This is a genomic window from Paenibacillus sp. FJAT-26967, from assembly GCF_001541095.1.
GTDB lineage: Bacteria > Bacillota > Bacilli > Paenibacillales > NBRC-103111 > Paenibacillus_F.
This window is the reverse complement of the sequence record NZ_LMXH01000001.1, coordinates 760,012-776,257: the sequence shown is the minus strand read 5'-3', so window position 1 is coordinate 776,257 and position 16,246 is coordinate 760,012. Positions and strand designations below refer to the sequence as shown.

Genomic DNA, 16,246 nt, shown 5'->3' with positions numbered 1-16,246 from the left:
GTGCTTCCTTCCTTAGTAACGTTGGTTCTGACGCGGACTTTAACTTTCCTGTCCCCATCCACCCTAGTTTACCATACATGTACCTCTGTGAAAAATGTCGCAGGATGACAGTTATGCCCACCCGTTTGTTCCTCACGATCCGCTCTGTTCAGAACAAAACCGCTCCTTAGGTCAGGAGCGGTTGTTCTAAGCATCACGGATGTGCGTCTCATCGAAATTCGGCGGATTGAACCAGTTGCTGCCGCTCGATACCCAGGTGGCATCTAGCGGTACCCACTGCTTCTTCTCAGTTAAATACACTTCATTCCAGGCATGGGGACCGTAGCCCCCACGGCCGTCCGAGCCAAGCCCCGTTACGACTTTGACGTCCAGTCCGATGGAACGGGCCATTACCGCGTACAGCCGGGAGTAGTCGATACAAACGCCCGTACGGCTTGCGAACGTGTCTTCCGGCGTCTGTTCCTTCCAGATCCGCTGCTGTTCATATAGATCGACCTTGCCGTAGTCATAAGCAACCCGGCTGCCCACCCACTTGTACAGCAGCTCCGCTTTCTCCTCATCCGTGCCGCCATTCTTGGTCACTTCTTTGGCTGCAGCGGATATATCGTCCGGGATATTGGCATCCACCACTTCATATTTCCGCTGGAGGATCTGATTGAATTCCTGCTCAACCGCCCGGGTAAAGACCGGCAGCTGACTCTGTAGAAAGTCCCCCGTAAACGGCTGAATAACTTCCCGGGCGCCTTTCTGATACAGATTCGAAGCTCCGATATAACTAGCCGGCTTCGTTTGAGGAAAGAGCGTGACATAGACGAACAGCACGGCTACCACCAGCATCGCCCGCCAGGCGCCTGTCACGGAACCGATCAGGCCCCCGGTTGCGGCGCTGGCAACCGAGGGTTTGTCCTCCCGGTCCCAGCGGCTGTGTGCCCATCGCAGCAGGATTGGATCAACAAACCAGTACAGAATTTGTCTAATCACCAGATAGGTGAGCAAGAAGAGCACACCGAACCGGAACAGTTCAAAATCCCGTATAGCTGTTACTGCGGTATAATACGTCTGTTTCCAGACGGGCATCTCTGCCGCGGGAATTTGTATGGAAAGGCTCTTCAGCCAGTTCTGTAATGGAACTGACAGCAGTTTGGACGCCTGCCAAGCCAAATAAATGGTCGCCACGGTTACGAACGTCTCGCAAATCATCCGCAGCAAATGTTTAGCTGAACCGGAGGTTCCGCGTACAATGCCTTGAATCGCTGAGCCGACCACGACCAAGATGAGGATGACAGAGATGATATTCATGGACTCCCAACTAAAGATTGAATCGGACATAGCACCGGACCTCCCAGCTTTTGTAAGTTATTGTTACTGCTGTCCCGTATTCTTTTTGGCCTGATCGATAAAAGCCTGAATAGCACTGTCTGCTTTGACGTTGAAAGTACGGTTCATGAATGTAATGGCCACGTCCGCCGATCCGTCTTTGCCTTCGATTTTGACACTTTTGGTTCCGACGGTATACGTTCCATCCGGATTTTTGGTGTATTTGGCATCCTTTGCTTCGTCCTGGATCGTTTTGATCGCCTGGCTGCTGATTTCAGTCAAAGCAGCCCCGCTTACACTTTGCAGCGTATCCTTATAATTCGCTCCGTAAACCAGTAGAGCACCGACTATCACAATAACCAATACCCATTTAATGATCGTTTTAACAAGACTAATCACCACGAGGAGTACTATGATCGCCGCCGCGATCAGCAGCCAGCGCTCCTGAATAAACGCAATCCATGCTTCCAACTCAAATCCCCCTTAATTTTTCTGGTAAAATGGCTTACTCTCTATGTTTATACGACGAATCGTTTATTCTTCCTCTCTTTTCTTACGCAACATTTCCAAATCATGGCGGATATGGTCGCCGCGGTCAATTTGTTTTTGTACGCTGCGCTTCGTTTTGGCCAGACGAATGACAGCAATAGCAAGAAGCACGCCAATGGCAATAATAAAAATCGGATCCATCGCTCCTACCTCTCTTTCTTTGCGGCGGCAAGCCTGTCTAATTTCAGATAGCATAAGTACGGGACAAGGGGCGTACATCTTATAAAGACGAGTTGGTGAGACAAGTAGTTCCGCAGCAAAATAGATGAGGCGGTGTGTTCCGATATGAAAACGGCAATATGGCTTTATTTCTTTATGTTCGTGGCTTTTTTCGATCTTCATGCCCAATATCCGATCTTGACTCCGTTCGCATTGTCTCTTGGAGCTGCGCCATCCTTTATCGGGCTCATTATGGGGATGTATTCCATTACCCACTTACCCGGCAATTTGATAGCAGGCTTTGGCGTAGATAAATACGGAAGCAAGCTCTTTATCGTATTCAGCCTGATTGTAGCAGGTATCGTACTCATTTTCCAATCGCGGGTAGAGGATCCCTGGCAGCTTCTTATGATCCGTTCCATCAGCGGATTCGTGCTGGCATTCCTGTCACCCGCCTGCCTGGCCATGCTCGCCAAAATCGCGACGGATAGTGTTCATCAGAGCAAGCTTATGGCAGGTAACGGTCTGATTCACACTCTTGCTTCCGTCATCTCGCCCGCGGCAGGCGCCTATCTCGTTGCACAGTTCGGGTTCACTGCTTCCTTTACTCTGCTGGGCTGGGTGCTTATCATTACGGGACTGATATCTATCCCTTGGCTGAAAGAGCCGCGCAAGACTACCGCAGCGGATACGGGCAGACATACAGCCGAAGAACTGCTGCCCTCTACATTCAAGAGCGCAGACAGCAAGCAGGAAATGACACCTCCGCTTATTCCTGATGCGGCTTCGCCATCCATTCCTTGGCTGTTCTACGCCGTCCCTCTGGCATTGTCCTGCTCCCAGGGTATCCTCTTCTTTGAACTGCCGCTCATGAAAACAGCCCAGAACTCCCTGCTGACATCCGGTTTGTTCTTCTCCTTGATCAGCCTTGGAGCATTAGTGTCCCTCAGCATGTTCTTCCTGAACCGGATCCCGCCTATTCAGCGGACGGTTGCAGGGTCCCTGATCCTCTCTGTCCTGTTCTTCGGACTGGCCATCCAGTGGCCCCTGCCTCTCCATGTCACACTGTTCCTGATCGGGATGGCCAAAGGCATTATCTTCCCGTCTCTTGCGACCCTGCTTGCCGCGATTACGAGCAGCAACCGTTACGGCCGGGTCTTCTCTCTCCTGTCCATCGCCTATTCCATTGGCGCCTTTATCGGCCCGATGGTTGCGGGACAGTGGAGAAACTTCGTGTCCCCCTATTTCATAGCCTTTTTTATTCTGATGTGTGCACTTACACTGCTTCCCTTCCGTTTGCTCAGGCCTGCTTCCGTTTAGAAGATCCAATCACGTACCTGTTAGGAACACTTGGAAGCTAATTTCCATATCTCTTTGATCTTCCGTCCATTCCTTTCATTAAAAAAGAATCCGGAGAACAGCGGCTTGTGAATCCAAGCCGTTTTTCAGGTTTTCGACATTTCCCAGGAAATGCTTGTCGTCATGCGTTTTCCTTCTATTTGAAGCGGCGAATTTTGTCCATTATAATAATACCGACACTTGGCAGCATACTGTGCTCGCAGAAAGAAGTGTCCAGACGAAGGAGTGGACGGGAATGCCCATCGCCATTATCGTGGAAGGCAAAAATGACCGGAGCAAACTGCGCCGGCTTCTGAGCAGCGATGTCGAAATATATTGTACATACGGTACACCGGGAACAGAGGCACTTGAAAAGCTGCAGAGAAAGGTCCGCTTTCAGGAAGTTTACGTATTCACGGATAACGACTCTTCCGGCAAAAAGATACGCGGCAAACTCAGGGACGTATTCCCTGACGGAGAGCAGATTTACACACGCCGCGGCTATGCCGGTGTAGAGGGGACTCCCGACGAGTATCTCATTCAGCAATTAGAAAAGGCAGGGCTGGAGGAATACATTCTGTATCCGCCTGCGCCTGCCTTATAGGAACCAAAGCTTATCTTTCTTTGATTAATACTTTCATGTCTTTTACAATTTCCGTCTGATCCAGATCCGGGTTATTCGCATTGTAATACGTCCGAATCTCTCCTTTTTTATCGAGAAGAAGAATAACATTGTTGTGGGTGAAATTGCCGTTCTTGTCCTTCGTTACCCCCACCTGGAACTTTTTGGCCAAAGCCGCCATTTCCTTCTCGTCCGTCCCCGTCAGGAATTTCCATCCGGTGAAATCAGCACGGTTTCTAAGTGCATACTCTTTTAACGCATCCGGGGTGTCTCTGGCAGGATCAAATGAAATAGATACGATGTTCGCTTTATTCTCAAACACCTTCTCCTTTTTCATCTCATCTTGTACCTTGGACAAAAAATTGGTCGTAATCGGACAAACGTCCGGACAGCTGGCAAAGAAAAAATAAACCAGTTTAACTTTACCGTCGTAGTCTGCAGATGCAGCCTGGTTGCCCTCTGCATCCGTCAGCTGATAGCTTGGAGAGGGTCCCATTGATTTGTCTTTGTCCAAATAATCTCTGCCCTGGTCCTGCGTACTCAATTTAAATGCGAACGAAGCGATTACTGCAATCAGGACAACTGAAATGCTTACTTTAAACCAGTTCTTCGACCAAAATCCATCTGCCATGCGTCATTGTCTCCCCTTTAAAAACATCCCATGTCGCCATGGGATGTTTGTTTTGAAAATGAATCCTATTGTTAATAGATTATAGATTCATAATTGTGGAATCCACAACCATGATCAGGAAAAGCAGGGTCAGATAGTTCACCGAGTAGACGAACATGCCTTTCGCCCATTTGTCGTCATCTTTTGTCTTGAAGCCTTTGTAGCACATGAACGCCCAGATCAATCCCATGATCGTTGCCGCGAAGAAGTATAGCGGACCGACTCTGACATCTCCACCGTACAGGAAGAGAAGCTGGGAAACCGGAACGAGCAGTACGATGTAACGCATCATGCTTACTTTGGTCACATAATTGCCTTTGACTACCGGCAGCAGCGGATAACCGGCTGCACGATACTCTTCCTTGCGGCGTATGCCGAGCGCCCAGAAGTGAGGCGGCTGCCACAGGAATAAAATCAGATACAGGATAAGAGCAGTCATATCAAGTGAACCTGTGACGGCAACATAACCCATTACCGGCGGAACAGCTCCTGAGAAGCTTCCGGCGAACGTTCCCCATACCGACGTTCTTTTGAATATGACCGTATAGATCCAGACGTATAAGAACATACCGGTTATTCCGAGCAGTGCGGTTAACGGATTCACCAGCAGATAGAGCAGGGAAAGTCCGACTACGCCAAGTATAATACCAAATGCAAGAACAACGGAAGGCTTAATCGTACCTTTCACGGTAGCGCGCTTCTTCGTTCGCTCCATCTTCGCATCCATGTCACGGTCCAAATAGTTGTTCAGAACCGTGCCGGACGCCAGCACAAGAGCCGTACCGACCATCGCATAAATCAGCAGCAGAAACCAGTCCAAGTTGAACGTCCCTGCCGATGCAATCCAGAACCCGCCGAAAGCGGTAATAAGATTTGAAAATATAATACCCGGCTTGGTGAGAACGAGAAAATCTCTCCAAGTAGCCGGAGCTGAAGGAACGTCAGCCTGCGCTGCTGATTGGACTCCCGCTGTCTCAGCAGCGTGCAGCACCGTATCCGCGGTAGCTTTGTATCCTAATTGTTTATCCAAGGATCTCAACCTCCAAATTGTTACATATAAACAACTGAATCTAACAACAACCTGACGACCATTGCTTACTTCCAATTCATCATAACAAGCAGGACATCGTTTGACAATGTAATGACAGGAGTTGTCATGATATTGTCGAATTCCAAATTTCCAATTTTGAAAGGAATCTGTGGTAGACGTCACAAAATGGATTTAGTATAGTTAAAATAAATGGTTTTAGGAAAATTCAAGAAAGTTGTTAAGAAACCATGAAGAATCACAACATTTTCTTAACAACTATCAGATTCCTCAAGCAGGGAGGGTCCACCTTAATGTCCAATATATTGATCATTGAGGACGATAACAGCATTGGGGATATGATGTCGATTTACTTGGCCGAAGACGCTTATATAGTAAAACGCGCTTCAGACGGGCAAACGGGTCTAAGGCTATTCAAGGAGTTTATGCCTGATCTAGTCGTTCTCGACATTATGCTTCCGGATTATGACGGCATGAAGCTGTGCGCGGATATCCGGAGTATGTCGCCTTTGCCCATCCTTATGGTATCCGCAAAGAATGAAGTGTCCGACCGGGTCAAAGCTCTGCTGATTGGTGCAGATGATTACTTATGCAAGCCATTCAGCATGCGCGAGCTCTCCGCGAGAATTAAAGCGCTGCTGCGCAGGTCCCATTTGTCTCACGTACAATCCGATGCACCCGCACGGGACACCCCCCCATCCATTCACGTGGATACGGACAAACGATGCTTATATGTCAATCATAACGCCGTCGAAACAACATTTTCCGAATTCGAAATCATCAAACTGTTATGGCTTCATGAGGGGAAAGTATTCAGTCGCGAAGAACTGCTTAATCGTATCCGGGGTATTGATTCATTCGTAACGGAAAGAGCTATCGACGTACATATTGCTAATTTGCGAAAAAAAATCGAAAAAGATCCTAAAGATCCCAAGTACATCAAAACTGTCTGGGGAGTCGGCTATAAATTTATGCTTGCTGCCGAATAGGATCGGCGAATAACCTTGCACGGGGTCATGGACCTTTGCAAGGTTTTTTTTATTGTCACCAAAGGAACGCCTACTCCATATGATGGTTATGGATAAACGCCCACCCGGCAAAGCCGGAACATAACACCTGATGTGGGTCATATAAGGAGGATGTAAGACTTATGACGATCAGCGCAAACCCAGGTATCAAACAGAATGTCGGTACACCGCAAGGCTACATGAACTACCCTGCTCAAACGGCAGTGCCCGGTTACACGGCTTATCCCGGTTATATGCAAGGATATCCTTCATACCCTTCCTTCCCCCAGCAGCAGCAAGTTCCTCCGCCAGTACCAAGCGGCATCGGCATCACCCCGGGAGGTCAAGTCAATGCACTGCCGCTGGAAGAGTCTTATGTAGAGAATATTCTGCGCCTTAATCTCGGTAAAGTCGGAACCTTCTACATGACTTACGAAAACAACAGCGAATGGAACGCCAAAATTTTTCGCGGTGTTGTTGAAGCGGCGGGCCGGGATCATATTATCATCAGCGATCCCAAAACCGGCATGCGTTACCTGCTGCTCATGGTTAATCTTGATTATGCTACCTTTGATGAGCCGCTCAACTACTTCAACACACCGATACAGCCCCGCTAACCGGAATCAAACGGCCTCGGCATCAGCCGAGGCTTTTGTTGCGCCCTGTCGGCTGTAGCAGTTTTTAAGCGGAATCCGGTTCTAATTGCCGCTTAACGGGTTATAAATCTCATGGAAATGCCAAATGTTAAGCTTGGCGCTTCCACCTTTGACCCAGCTGTGCATGTCGCTCCATACGGGGTTATCCCCGCTTTGTCGGTTCGCACGCATGGAAACGTACTCTTCGTGGGATACTGGTTCCCAGGTTTCAACGAACAGTCCCGGCTGGTCTGTCCCTTCATAGACACACAATCGTTTGTCCAGCGCCTGACGTTCAAGTATAAAAGCCAGATACGCGTGACGGAATTCAGGAAGAATAGCATATTCAACAAAAACTTTGCCCATATTCCCTCCGTTTGATTTAAATTTAACCTGATCATGGTAAACTATAATATACAGGCAAAGACATTTCCAGCTTAGGAGGAGAGCCAGTGGATACGGGAACTCATTTAGTCATCGGCTTTGGCCTCGCAGGCCTGTCCACGGTAGACCCGGTCGTTGCTTCCAATTCAACGGCCATGACAGCCGTCTTTATCGGAACCGTTCTTGGCTCACAAGCTCCGGACTTCGACACACTGCTTCGTTTCCGGAATAATGCTGTCTATATCCGCAATCATCGCGGCATTTCGCACTCGCTGCCGTTTGTTGCCTTATGGACACTGCTGATTACGGGACTCCTAGCTCTTATCTTCAAAGGCGTTCCGGTTCTGCATTTAGGCTTGTGGGTATTTATCGCAGTCGCCTTTCATGTCTTTACGGATTTGTTCAACACGTATGGAACACAAGCTTTCCGGCCGTTTACGGACAAATGGATCTCATGGAACATTATCCATATTTTTGATCCGTTTATTTTTACAGGCCACCTTATCGCTATATTCCTATGGGCCGTTCATCTCGCAGAACCGTCCTTCATATTCCCTTTGCTTTACGGGCTGATCGCTCTCTATTATGTGTGGCGGACAACGGCTCATTACCTGGTGGAGAAGAAACTCCCGCTTAAAGACCCGGATTATAGAGCCGGTGATAAGTACATGGCTATTCCCACCTACAATCTGTATGCCTGGAATGTGGTCAAACAAAATGAGGACGGGCTGTATACGCTAGGAGATCTTCGCAGCGGCAAGCTCCGCTGGATCGATCAAGTCAAATGTGATATCCACCCTGCCGCCGATGCTTCTAAGAACCATAAGGATATCCAAGCCTTTCTTTATTTCTCGGGCCACGCTTGTGCCCAGGTTATAGAAAAACCATGGGGATACGAGGTCAGATGGAGCGATGTACGCTACCGTCACCGGAAGCAATATCCTTTCGTAGCCGTCCTGCTGATGGATCACGATTATAATCCCCTTGATTCTTACATCGGCTGGCTCAGTGATGACCGGCTGCAGAAAAGGCTTCGTGTGGACAGTTACTGACAACTGCTTATTTTTAACGATTTTCTTTTGGAGGCCTGTCTGGTAAAGTGAGAACAGGCGTGTTAGAACCGGCTCCGATCTATTCGGACACTAAATTAAAAACCGCGCCTCTTGGCGCGGTTTTCTTTGTCCGGTTCGCCGCCTGATAGACGTACACCCGATATGGAAATGATTGCTCTGTCAGGCCGCGGCAATCCGCTGCCCAAAGACAAAGCTCAAGGGGACAAGTCCCCTTGAGCTCATATGAAGATTGCCTCTTGCAATTTCAGGTGAGAATTAGCGGCTTTGACCAGCCAGCTGCTGCTCAGCGATTTGGACCAGGCGGCGGGTGATATGACCACCGATAGCACCTGTGTCGCGAGTTGCCATGTAACCGTAGTAGCCATCTTGAGGAATTTGAATGCCCAGTTCTTGAGCTACCTCATACTTCAATTGATCAAGTGCTTGAGTTGCTTGCGGTACTACCAGTGCATTGCTGTTACGAGATTGTCCAGTTCCCATTGGGATCAGACTCCTTTCAGTCAGCTAAGTTTCGTGATGTATTTGCAAGCTTGCAAGAATAGTATGTGACGGTTACAAATTTCTATACGCATCTATAACAAAAAACTTTGAAAGCAGGTGAATTTTCAATGAGTCGCGGATTTGGACTTCTGTTTGCCGTCATCGGCACGATCCTGTTGGCAGGAATCAGCTTCGCTATTTCTACACGCGAACCGCTGCTTGTCGTTTTATTTATCGTGTTGTCGATAGGATTTATGGGCTTTGGCTTTGTCACCAAAGCCAAAATGCGCCGCAAGCGGGAAACTCCGGGAAAATAATTTCCTGGAGCGCCCGTGCGGCGCTTTTTTTATACCGGTATAGTTAAGAATAAACAGCTTCTACGGCTGAACAATTCCCATCTTCTCTTTCACTTCGCGTACCGTCGCAGATGCAAGCTCGGTTGCTTCCTGCGCCCCTTTGCGAAGCACCTCGTACAACTCTCCCGATTCACGGATTTCGCGGTACCGGGTCTGGATAGGCTCAAGCTGAGCGACGACGACTTCAGCCAGGTCCTTCTTGAACGTTCCATAGCCTTGTCCGCCTTCATATTTGGCCTCCACCTGCGCCACGGTAAGTTCCGAACACTGGGTATAGATGCTGATGAGATTGCTGATTTCAGGCTTGTTCTGCGGGTCATACTTCACCTCTCGGCCGGAGTCCGTGACCGCGCGGCTGAACTTCTTGCGGATCACATCCGGCTCATCGAGCATCGCGATAAAACTGCCTGGATTCGGGCTGCTCTTGCTCATTTTCTTGGAAGCATCGTCAAGGCCCATAATGCGGGCGCCTACTTCCGGAATATACGGCTGCGGAATCGTGAACGTATCGCCGAACCGTTTGTTGAAGCGCAGCGCGAGATCGCGGGTCAGCTCCAGATGCTGCTTCTGGTCATCCCCTACCGGAATCAGATCGGCATTATACAGAAGAATATCGGCCGCCATCAGAGACGGATAAGTAAACAGACCGACACCGATCGAATCCTTTCCTGCGGACTTGTCTTTGAACTGGGTCATACGCTCCAGCTCACCCATATAGGTCAGAGTCGTCAGCAACCATCCCAGCTCAGCATGTTCTTTGACAGAGGATTGGAGAAAAATACTTGCTTTGGACGGATCAATACCTGCAGCCAGATACAGCGCGGCAACCGATTCGGTCTGCTCTCTGAGAGCGGCAGGCTCCTGAGGGACTGTGAGAGCATGAAGATTCGCCACCATAAAATAACACTTATGCTCATTCTGGAGCTTCACATAATTACGCAGCGCACCGATATAGTTACCCAGTGTTAATCTGCCGCTCGACTGCATGCCGGAAAGTACTCTTTTCATCAATAAACCCTCCTTGAATGATGTAAAATTGAACGAATTGAACGCAAAAAAGGCCTCTCGTCGAAGGGACGAAAGACCGCGGTGCCACCCTTATTTGCCTAAATCCGCAGAATTCACGCACAGCGCGCTGCAGAACTAAGCCTTCAGCTCCGATAACGGGGAGCGGCCGTTCCATATACCGGGAAGTGCCGCGGCTCATCTGATCCGCTGATGGACTGTGAAAGTCCCGCTTCCGTTCCACTTCAAGCTCGGGGATCCATTCGGGTCTGCCTTGTCCCACCGGTTCGCACCATCCACCGGCTCTCTGGAAGAACAGCTGCAGCCTACTTGTTCCCGTCTTCGCCTTTACTAAAAGTACCTGTTAATTTTAGTTTATTATACCCCGTTTGAGCGGGAAGTCAATGCCGACTTCTTAGGCTGCGCCTCCGCTTGATCAACGTGCACAGCCTGCCTCCGGCAAAAAAAGCCCGGCCGTTAAAGGCCGGACTTCTTCTTGGCTCACGCGGACAAGATTAGCAAAGGAATGCGCGGCTGATAATAACAAGCAGAATGAACAAAACTAGAATAGCGCCTACCCCTGTACCTGCACCATAACCTGGAGTAACGCAACACGCATTATTGACCCCGCCTGGATATCCTCCAACATAACCCATCGTGCATTTCCCCTTCCGATGAAAGTTTTGTCTTTCGGTATACTATATGTCCCTATTCACAATCGGTCTGGATGAATGTCACGGAGTAACGCCTGTCTTGCATAAAAGGGCTGGAGAAACAAGCTTACTTTTCACCAGCTTGGAAGAAAGCGGGAGTATGCCACAGCAGTTTACGAAGAGAATTCCCGTCCCTTTGTATGACAAGCATCCCTATTCTTATTCCGGAGATGATACCAGGTCGGCGCTTTATCCGCCAAACGTAAACCCGGCAACGATGGGACAGTGATCCGAGACTTGCGTATGAAGAACTTCTGCGCTTATCTTGACTAAAGAACCGCGGTACCAGATGTAATCGATGCGGTCGGCAGGCTGATCCGAGGGAAACGTGTTGGCTTCATACCTAAGTCCCTCGAAAACATCGGCAAGCCCCGCATCCGCAAGTACCGCAAGCTCCGGACTGCCCGGGCAAGCATTGAAATCGCCAGTCAGAATGACTGTATGTGCCCTCTTTTGACTGAGGATCGTCTCCGCAACTTCCGAACTTTGTTGAACCCGCTGCCCGGTACTTAGACCCAAATGAGTATTATAGAAAAAAATCTCCCGGGCGCCAATTTGGATTTGTGCCTCCAGAAGACCACGCTGCTCATCTCCGAAACTGGACAGATGATGATTATGAGAGCCAATGACCGGGAACCGGCTTAGAATTGCCGTTCCGTAACGCCGCCGCGGCATACCGCTTTGAAGCGGGTCTTGATCCAGATTGGGCCCGTATACTCCGTTCATTCCCAAGTAATCCGCTAACCATTCCAGTTGATCTGCGAAATCGCTGCGCTCAGAGTAATGAGAATCTACTTCCTGAAGACCGACTAAATCAGGCTTCTCTTGCATAATCACACTTGCAATGGCCTGCAAATTAAGCTGCCCGGCCAAGTTAACTCCGGAATGAATATTAAAAGACATGACTTTTAGAGGAATAGGTTGCATACGGGACATCCTTTTATCTCCCCCTGCTTTAATTAGCTTAATTGTTACTCAGGCTGCTTGATCGCCATAATGCGGTAAATTTCAGGATAGGTTTGTTTTTTGACGTGTGCAAAAAGCCCGATCCGTCCGGGTGAACTGAACAGGCCCGGGAACAGGCTCTCAACGGATCGGACAGGCAGCTTAACTGCCGCTTGAAAGCGTAAGGACAGTAAGCTCCGGGCGGCACCAGAACCGGACAGGATGAAGCGTCATCCCGATACCGCGGTTCGTGTATACATGCAGTTTGCCCCCGCCGAGCTTGTAGAGACCGTCGACATATTTTTTGCCGTGCATCGGAGTTGTCAGCGCGCCGTAGAATGGCAGCCTGACCTGGCCGCCGTGGCTGTGGCCGGATAATTGAAGATCGACAGGCCCCTCCAGAGCGATATCGGCAAAATCAGGCGCGTGAGACAGAAGCAGCACGAATTCCTGACCTGTTGTGCCTTTCAAAGCACGGTCAAGATCCGGCCGGCCTTCCCACATATCATCAACTCCCGCAACGCGGATCTGGGATTTCTCCCGCTTGACCGGCACGGAACGGTTCGTAAGAAGCTCGAACCCGGTGGACTGGAATACGTTCTCCGTCTCACGGGGTGACTCGTAATAATCATGATTCCCAAGTACCGCGAACTTGCCCAGCGGGGCTTTCAAGCCGGCGAGAGCCGCTGTGACCCGGGCTTTATCGTACACACGGTAATCGTATAAATCACCGGTAAAACAGATGAGGTCGGGATTCAAACTTTGAATCCGCTCCATCAGCTGAGGCAGCTCTTCCGGCGACAAGTAAGGGCCGATATGAACGTCGCTGAAATGAACAATTCTCATCCCGTCGAATGCTTTTGGCAGGCGGCTCATTCTCAGCGGGACATGCGTCGTGCGTATCCATCTCGGCTCGGCAAATCTGGCGTAGCCATAAGAAGCAAAGGGCGCCGCGAGAAAAGCGCCGATTACTATTTTGCCTTTGCCCAGAAAAGCTCTTCGCGTCATCTTCAGATTAGGATCCATCGGTTCACTCTCTCCACCACTCTATTTTCTCCTGATTTTAACATGCGGGTACTTTAGAAAACAAAAGTAGAACGATCCACGTAATCGTAAATTTGGAAAAAAGAGGTTGACACCAAGCGTCCATTTCCAATATTGTACTAAGTGTACTACATCATATAATACAATATTAAAGATCCGCGCAATGCATGATTTAATCCGCCGCCCTAAAACTAAAACTGCTGTGTAGGGGATAAACAAGCTTTTCTATCTCGCTTACCAAGAGGTGCTGCCTGCTATGCTGAAAATTATTGAACGAAGCGAAACTCCTATCTACGAGCAAATCGTTCAGGGAATGAAAGAACTCATTCTCAAGGGAGCTCTCCGGCCTGGCGACAAACTGCCTTCGGTCAGGGAGATGTCCGCTACCCTGCTCGTTAATCCCAACACCGTCGCCAAAGCTTATCAGGAACTTGAGCGCTATGGTATTATTCAAACTTCACGCGGCAAAGGCACTTTCGTTGCCGAATCATCCGCTCCGGGAATGGAGAAGGAGCGTCTTGAAAAGCTTCGCTCTTCCTTTCATCAGCTGCTCGTAGAGGCCGGTTTCCTGGGAGTTGGACCCGAGCAGATCCAGGCATGGATGGACGAATTTCACAAAGGAATAAAGGAGTGAGGAAATGCTGAGCGTTAACTCGATTAGTAAAAGAATTGACGGGGAACCTGTGCTTCGCAACATTTCATTCGATTTGGGGCCCGGTCATATCGCCGCTTTGATCGGCCGCAACGGTGCCGGTAAAACAACCCTGCTGAGAACCCTGATCGGAATCCTCGATCCCGATCAGGGTGAGATCACTTGGAACGGATTGTCGGTGCAAGCCTTCCCGGAAACCAGGCAAGAAATCGTGTATGTGCCGGATTCGTTATCCATGTTCAACAGCTATACCGCATCGGAATGCGCCAAGCTTTACCGGCTATCCTATCCTGGATTCGACGAGGCACATTTCAGAACACAGCTGAGGAGGTTTAATCTGCCCGAGAGCAAGAAAATCCGTTCATTCTCCAAGGGCATGAAAGTTTTAATCGGTATCCTGCTCGCTTTCTCTACACGCGCCAAACTTATTCTCCTCGATGAACCTACCAATGGACTCGATCCGATTATCCGTAAAAAAGTATTATCTTATATTGTTGAAGAAGTATCAGAAGCCGGAGTTTCTCTTCTGATCTCATCCCACCAGCTTCATGAGCTGGAACGTATCTCCGATACCGTTATCATGATACGGGAGGGAGAACTTGCATCCATTTCTTCACTGGATGGAGCCAAGCAAACACTTTACAAGCTGCAGATTGTGTTTAGCGGAGATACCCCAGCAGATTTGCTCAATCTGCCTCAGATCCGCATCGTCCACCATATCGGACGAGTCTACACCCTTCTATTACAAGACGACACTCAGGAAATCCTGCGCTTGCTGGAAGAGCAGAAGCCCCTTCTGCTGGAGCGGATAAACATAGGATTGGATGACGTATTTGATTACCGCCTGGGGGGAGATGACGAGTATGTTTCCTAAAGCATTATGGTACAAAGAATACAGGCAGGCCAAAGTGCTTCTGTGGCTTATGCCAATAGCCGGAATACTGTGTTTGGCACTCTCTCGTTATATAGATATTTACTCCATGTCGGCTGAACAAATAGAGAATTACCGGCTCGAAATGCTTAAACAGAATTTTACCTATTGGCTGTTCTATAATCCGTATGAAGATTTCGTTGCGTACCGGGTCGTGCTATCCGTCCTTGCTCTTGGCACTGGCGTGATGCTAATTGGCATGGAGCGATGGAGTGGACAGCAAGATTTATCGTTTTCTCTCCCGTTCAGAAGATCACAAATTTTCTGGGTTAAGTGGTCGATCGGCATTCTATTCCTCACAGGCTCTGTGATTTTATCCACAGCAGCCGATGTTGGTGTCATATTCCTTTCACCGCTGCGCGAATGTCTCATCCCGGAAATTCATTTCATTGAGATGTTTCAGGCAATCTTGGCTGTATGCGCTTGGTACACACTGGTACTTCTGATAGGAACGATAACAGGAGGAGTCCTTTCCCAACTTGGGTTGTCCTTACTTTCCAGCATTTTCCCAATGTCTCTATCGATGTTATGGAGCTTTGTCCCGGCCGCTCCTATTTTTGATTTCTCATTCATCGAAAAATATGAGGACTTCTTGGCAATCCTAAATCCGGCCTTATTACTGCTCTCCCCTTATGATCAAGATCCGGGTTCCATGATTTATCTATCCATCCCTGCGGTATATCTGCTATTGTTCGCGAGCATTGCTTCATATACTTACCGGCACAGTAAATCCGAATATGACGGACGAGCCCTTGTTTTCCCGAGACTTCGTCCTGTATTTAGCTGGGGCATCATCATTTGCGCCGCCTTAATCTCAGGCGCCTTAATAAGAGTTTATAATTGGGAGAGCTACCAAGCGTCTCTTCAGTCAGGAACTCTGTTCTACTCTTATTACTTTGCTTTCCTTGCCGGAGGAACACTGGCTTATCTCATGACCCGCTTACTCAGTACTAAAAAGATCAAGATCATCTGATAGTGAACGGTCTAAAATCAGGCCCATACAACCAGCCAAGGTTGCAGTCTCAAAGACCGCTATAAGGAGGAGAAGCCCGGCAGCGGGATCGCTGCCGGGCTTCTATTGTTGTTCTTGCGTAGCACTACAAGCGGTACGAAGACAAAGCTACTACTGCTTGTATGTATCCTGTTTTCCTTTAACGGACCTATCACTTGCTGATAACCTGCGTTAAAGAATATCCCATTGCCGTTTCTATATAGAAAAATGAAGACGTATGTTTAAATTCGTGTTGATATGTCCTATAGAAGGCGTTCAGAAACGGCCTTATTTACTAGTTCCTGTTGATCATGAATAATCGATGAC

At 48.8% G+C, this 16,246-nt stretch carries 19 protein-coding genes and 1 pseudogene; 9 read left to right on the top strand and 11 right to left on the bottom strand.

What is annotated here, in order from left to right; all coding sequences use genetic code 11:
• Positions 1 to 186 precede the first annotated feature (186 nt).
• The 3 genes from AR333_RS03380 to AR333_RS24885 all read right to left on the bottom strand — a co-directional run bounded on the left by AR333_RS03380 (position 187) and on the right by AR333_RS24885 (position 2,007).
• Positions 187 to 1,329 carry a transglutaminase domain-containing protein gene (locus tag AR333_RS03380; protein ID WP_068773910.1) on the bottom strand — a complete coding sequence of 381 codons (1,143 nt, stop codon included), beginning with the start codon at positions 1,327 to 1,329 and terminating at the stop codon, positions 187 to 189.
• A 33-nt stretch (positions 1,330 to 1,362) separates the two neighbouring features.
• Positions 1,363 to 1,788 (bottom strand): hypothetical protein, encoded by a 426-nt coding sequence (locus tag AR333_RS03375; protein ID WP_068773909.1) that lies wholly within the window; start codon positions 1,786 to 1,788, stop codon positions 1,363 to 1,365.
• A gap of 63 nt (positions 1,789 to 1,851) precedes the next feature.
• Positions 1,852 to 2,007, bottom strand: coding sequence for a hypothetical protein (locus AR333_RS24885; protein ID WP_166542099.1), 156 nt, complete (start codon positions 2,005 to 2,007; stop codon positions 1,852 to 1,854).
• Between the two features lie 144 nt (positions 2,008 to 2,151).
• On the opposite strand from AR333_RS24885, the gene AR333_RS03370 reads away from it, so the two are divergent.
• Together AR333_RS03370 and AR333_RS03365 are read left to right on the top strand one after the other, a co-directional pair.
• Positions 2,152 to 3,345, top strand: a complete 1,194-nt coding sequence (locus AR333_RS03370; protein ID WP_068773908.1) for an MFS transporter — start codon at positions 2,152 to 2,154, stop codon at positions 3,343 to 3,345.
• 274 nt (positions 3,346 to 3,619) lie between these two features.
• Complete coding sequence (locus tag AR333_RS03365; RefSeq protein WP_068773907.1) at positions 3,620 to 3,967, top strand: toprim domain-containing protein; 348 nt, start codon at positions 3,620 to 3,622, stop codon at positions 3,965 to 3,967.
• A gap of 10 nt (positions 3,968 to 3,977) precedes the next feature.
• On the opposite strand, the gene AR333_RS03360 is transcribed toward AR333_RS03365, so the two are convergent.
• Both AR333_RS03360 and cyoE read right to left on the bottom strand, forming a co-directional pair.
• Positions 3,978 to 4,616, bottom strand: coding sequence for an SCO family protein (locus tag AR333_RS03360; RefSeq protein WP_068773906.1), 639 nt, complete (start codon positions 4,614 to 4,616; stop codon positions 3,978 to 3,980).
• Positions 4,617 to 4,695: 79 nt separating this feature from the next.
• On the bottom strand, positions 4,696 to 5,685 hold the full coding sequence (gene cyoE / locus AR333_RS03355) for a heme o synthase (RefSeq protein WP_068773905.1): 990 nt from the start codon (positions 5,683 to 5,685) through the stop codon (positions 4,696 to 4,698).
• Positions 5,686 to 5,996: 311 nt separating this feature from the next.
• Here cyoE and AR333_RS03350 point away from each other — a divergent pair, with 311 nt between their 5' ends.
• Together AR333_RS03350 and gerQ are read left to right on the top strand one after the other, a co-directional pair.
• Positions 5,997 to 6,692: a response regulator transcription factor gene (locus AR333_RS03350; RefSeq protein ID WP_068773904.1), complete on the top strand. Its 696-nt coding sequence runs from the start codon at positions 5,997 to 5,999 to the stop codon at positions 6,690 to 6,692.
• 272 nt (positions 6,693 to 6,964) lie between these two features.
• Positions 6,965 to 7,327 (top strand): spore coat protein GerQ, encoded by a 363-nt coding sequence (gene gerQ, locus AR333_RS03345; RefSeq protein WP_253735779.1) that lies wholly within the window; start codon positions 6,965 to 6,967, stop codon positions 7,325 to 7,327.
• Positions 7,328 to 7,408: 81 nt separating this feature from the next.
• Here gerQ and AR333_RS03340 read toward each other — a convergent pair whose 3' ends face one another.
• On the bottom strand, positions 7,409 to 7,711 hold the full coding sequence (locus AR333_RS03340; protein WP_068773902.1) for a hypothetical protein: 303 nt from the start codon (positions 7,709 to 7,711) through the stop codon (positions 7,409 to 7,411).
• Positions 7,712 to 7,797: 86 nt separating this feature from the next.
• On the opposite strand from AR333_RS03340, the gene AR333_RS03335 reads away from it, so the two are divergent.
• A complete protein-coding gene (locus AR333_RS03335) occupies positions 7,798 to 8,781 on the top strand; it encodes a metal-dependent hydrolase (RefSeq protein ID WP_068773901.1) in 984 nt (327 codons plus the stop codon).
• A gap of 276 nt (positions 8,782 to 9,057) precedes the next feature.
• Here AR333_RS03335 and AR333_RS03330 read toward each other — a convergent pair whose 3' ends face one another.
• Positions 9,058 to 9,282 carry an alpha/beta-type small acid-soluble spore protein gene (locus tag AR333_RS03330; RefSeq protein ID WP_068773900.1) on the bottom strand — a complete coding sequence of 75 codons (225 nt, stop codon included), beginning with the start codon at positions 9,280 to 9,282 and terminating at the stop codon, positions 9,058 to 9,060.
• Between the two features lie 128 nt (positions 9,283 to 9,410).
• On the opposite strand from AR333_RS03330, the gene AR333_RS03325 reads away from it, so the two are divergent.
• On the top strand, positions 9,411 to 9,599 hold the full coding sequence (locus AR333_RS03325) for a DUF5325 family protein (RefSeq protein WP_068773899.1): 189 nt from the start codon (positions 9,411 to 9,413) through the stop codon (positions 9,597 to 9,599).
• 60 nt (positions 9,600 to 9,659) lie between these two features.
• On the opposite strand, the gene trpS is transcribed toward AR333_RS03325, so the two are convergent.
• The 4 genes and pseudogenes from trpS to AR333_RS03310 all read right to left on the bottom strand — a co-directional run bounded on the left by trpS (position 9,660) and on the right by AR333_RS03310 (position 13,327).
• Positions 9,660 to 10,646: a tryptophan--tRNA ligase gene (gene trpS / locus AR333_RS03320; protein ID WP_068773898.1), complete on the bottom strand. Its 987-nt coding sequence runs from the start codon at positions 10,644 to 10,646 to the stop codon at positions 9,660 to 9,662.
• A gap of 512 nt (positions 10,647 to 11,158) precedes the next feature.
• Positions 11,159 to 11,242, bottom strand: a pseudogene (locus tag AR333_RS25265) (YjcZ family sporulation protein); the annotation flags it as partial.
• A 303-nt stretch (positions 11,243 to 11,545) separates the two neighbouring features.
• Positions 11,546 to 12,292, bottom strand: a complete 747-nt coding sequence (locus AR333_RS03315) for an endonuclease/exonuclease/phosphatase family protein (RefSeq protein WP_068773897.1) — start codon at positions 12,290 to 12,292, stop codon at positions 11,546 to 11,548.
• A gap of 171 nt (positions 12,293 to 12,463) precedes the next feature.
• Positions 12,464 to 13,327, bottom strand: a complete 864-nt coding sequence (locus AR333_RS03310) for a metallophosphoesterase (RefSeq protein WP_068773896.1) — start codon at positions 13,325 to 13,327, stop codon at positions 12,464 to 12,466.
• 274 nt (positions 13,328 to 13,601) lie between these two features.
• On the opposite strand from AR333_RS03310, the gene AR333_RS03305 reads away from it, so the two are divergent.
• The 3 genes from AR333_RS03305 to AR333_RS03295 are packed head-to-tail and all read left to right on the top strand — an operon-like array spanning position 13,602 to position 15,901.
• The gene (locus tag AR333_RS03305; protein WP_068773895.1) at positions 13,602 to 13,979 is read left to right on the top strand and encodes a GntR family transcriptional regulator; all 378 of its coding nucleotides are present in this window, start codon (positions 13,602 to 13,604) and stop codon (positions 13,977 to 13,979) included.
• 4 nt (positions 13,980 to 13,983) lie between these two features.
• Positions 13,984 to 14,871 (top strand): ABC transporter ATP-binding protein, encoded by an 888-nt coding sequence (locus AR333_RS03300; protein WP_068773894.1) that lies wholly within the window; start codon positions 13,984 to 13,986, stop codon positions 14,869 to 14,871.
• Between the two features lie 49 nt (positions 14,872 to 14,920).
• On the top strand, positions 14,921 to 15,901 hold the full coding sequence (locus tag AR333_RS03295; protein ID WP_172798794.1) for a hypothetical protein: 981 nt from the start codon (positions 14,921 to 14,923) through the stop codon (positions 15,899 to 15,901).
• The last annotated feature ends 345 nt before the right edge of the window (positions 15,902 to 16,246 follow it).

Excerpts from the sequence above, each read along its gene's own strand:
- AR333_RS24885 (WP_166542099.1), bottom strand. The coding sequence starts at position 2,007 with ATGGATCCGATTTTTATTATTGCCATTGGCGTGCTTCTTGCTATTGCT.
- AR333_RS03340 (WP_068773902.1), bottom strand. The coding sequence starts at position 7,711 with ATGGGCAAAGTTTTTGTTGAATATGCTATTCTTCCTGAATTCCGTCAC.
- gerQ (WP_253735779.1), top strand. The coding sequence starts at position 6,965 with ATGCAAGGATATCCTTCATACCCTTCCTTCCCCCAGCAGCAGCAAGTT.
- trpS (WP_068773898.1), bottom strand. The coding sequence starts at position 10,646 with ATGAAAAGAGTACTTTCCGGCATGCAGTCGAGCGGCAGATTAACACTG.
- AR333_RS03365 (WP_068773907.1), top strand. The coding sequence starts at position 3,620 with ATGCCCATCGCCATTATCGTGGAAGGCAAAAATGACCGGAGCAAACTG.
- AR333_RS03330 (WP_068773900.1), bottom strand. The coding sequence starts at position 9,282 with ATGGGAACTGGACAATCTCGTAACAGCAATGCACTGGTAGTACCGCAA.
- AR333_RS03295 (WP_172798794.1), top strand. The coding sequence starts at position 14,921 with ATGCCAATAGCCGGAATACTGTGTTTGGCACTCTCTCGTTATATAGAT.
- AR333_RS03360 (WP_068773906.1), bottom strand. The coding sequence starts at position 4,616 with ATGGCAGATGGATTTTGGTCGAAGAACTGGTTTAAAGTAAGCATTTCA.
- AR333_RS03305 (WP_068773895.1), top strand. The coding sequence starts at position 13,602 with ATGCTGAAAATTATTGAACGAAGCGAAACTCCTATCTACGAGCAAATC.
- AR333_RS03370 (WP_068773908.1), top strand. The coding sequence starts at position 2,152 with ATGAAAACGGCAATATGGCTTTATTTCTTTATGTTCGTGGCTTTTTTC.
- AR333_RS03310 (WP_068773896.1), bottom strand. The coding sequence starts at position 13,327 with ATGGATCCTAATCTGAAGATGACGCGAAGAGCTTTTCTGGGCAAAGGC.
- AR333_RS03325 (WP_068773899.1), top strand. The coding sequence starts at position 9,411 with ATGAGTCGCGGATTTGGACTTCTGTTTGCCGTCATCGGCACGATCCTG.
- AR333_RS03300 (WP_068773894.1), top strand. The coding sequence starts at position 13,984 with ATGCTGAGCGTTAACTCGATTAGTAAAAGAATTGACGGGGAACCTGTG.
- AR333_RS03380 (WP_068773910.1), bottom strand. The coding sequence starts at position 1,329 with ATGTCCGATTCAATCTTTAGTTGGGAGTCCATGAATATCATCTCTGTC.
- AR333_RS03315 (WP_068773897.1), bottom strand. The coding sequence starts at position 12,292 with ATGTCCCGTATGCAACCTATTCCTCTAAAAGTCATGTCTTTTAATATT.
- AR333_RS03350 (WP_068773904.1), top strand. The coding sequence starts at position 5,997 with ATGTCCAATATATTGATCATTGAGGACGATAACAGCATTGGGGATATG.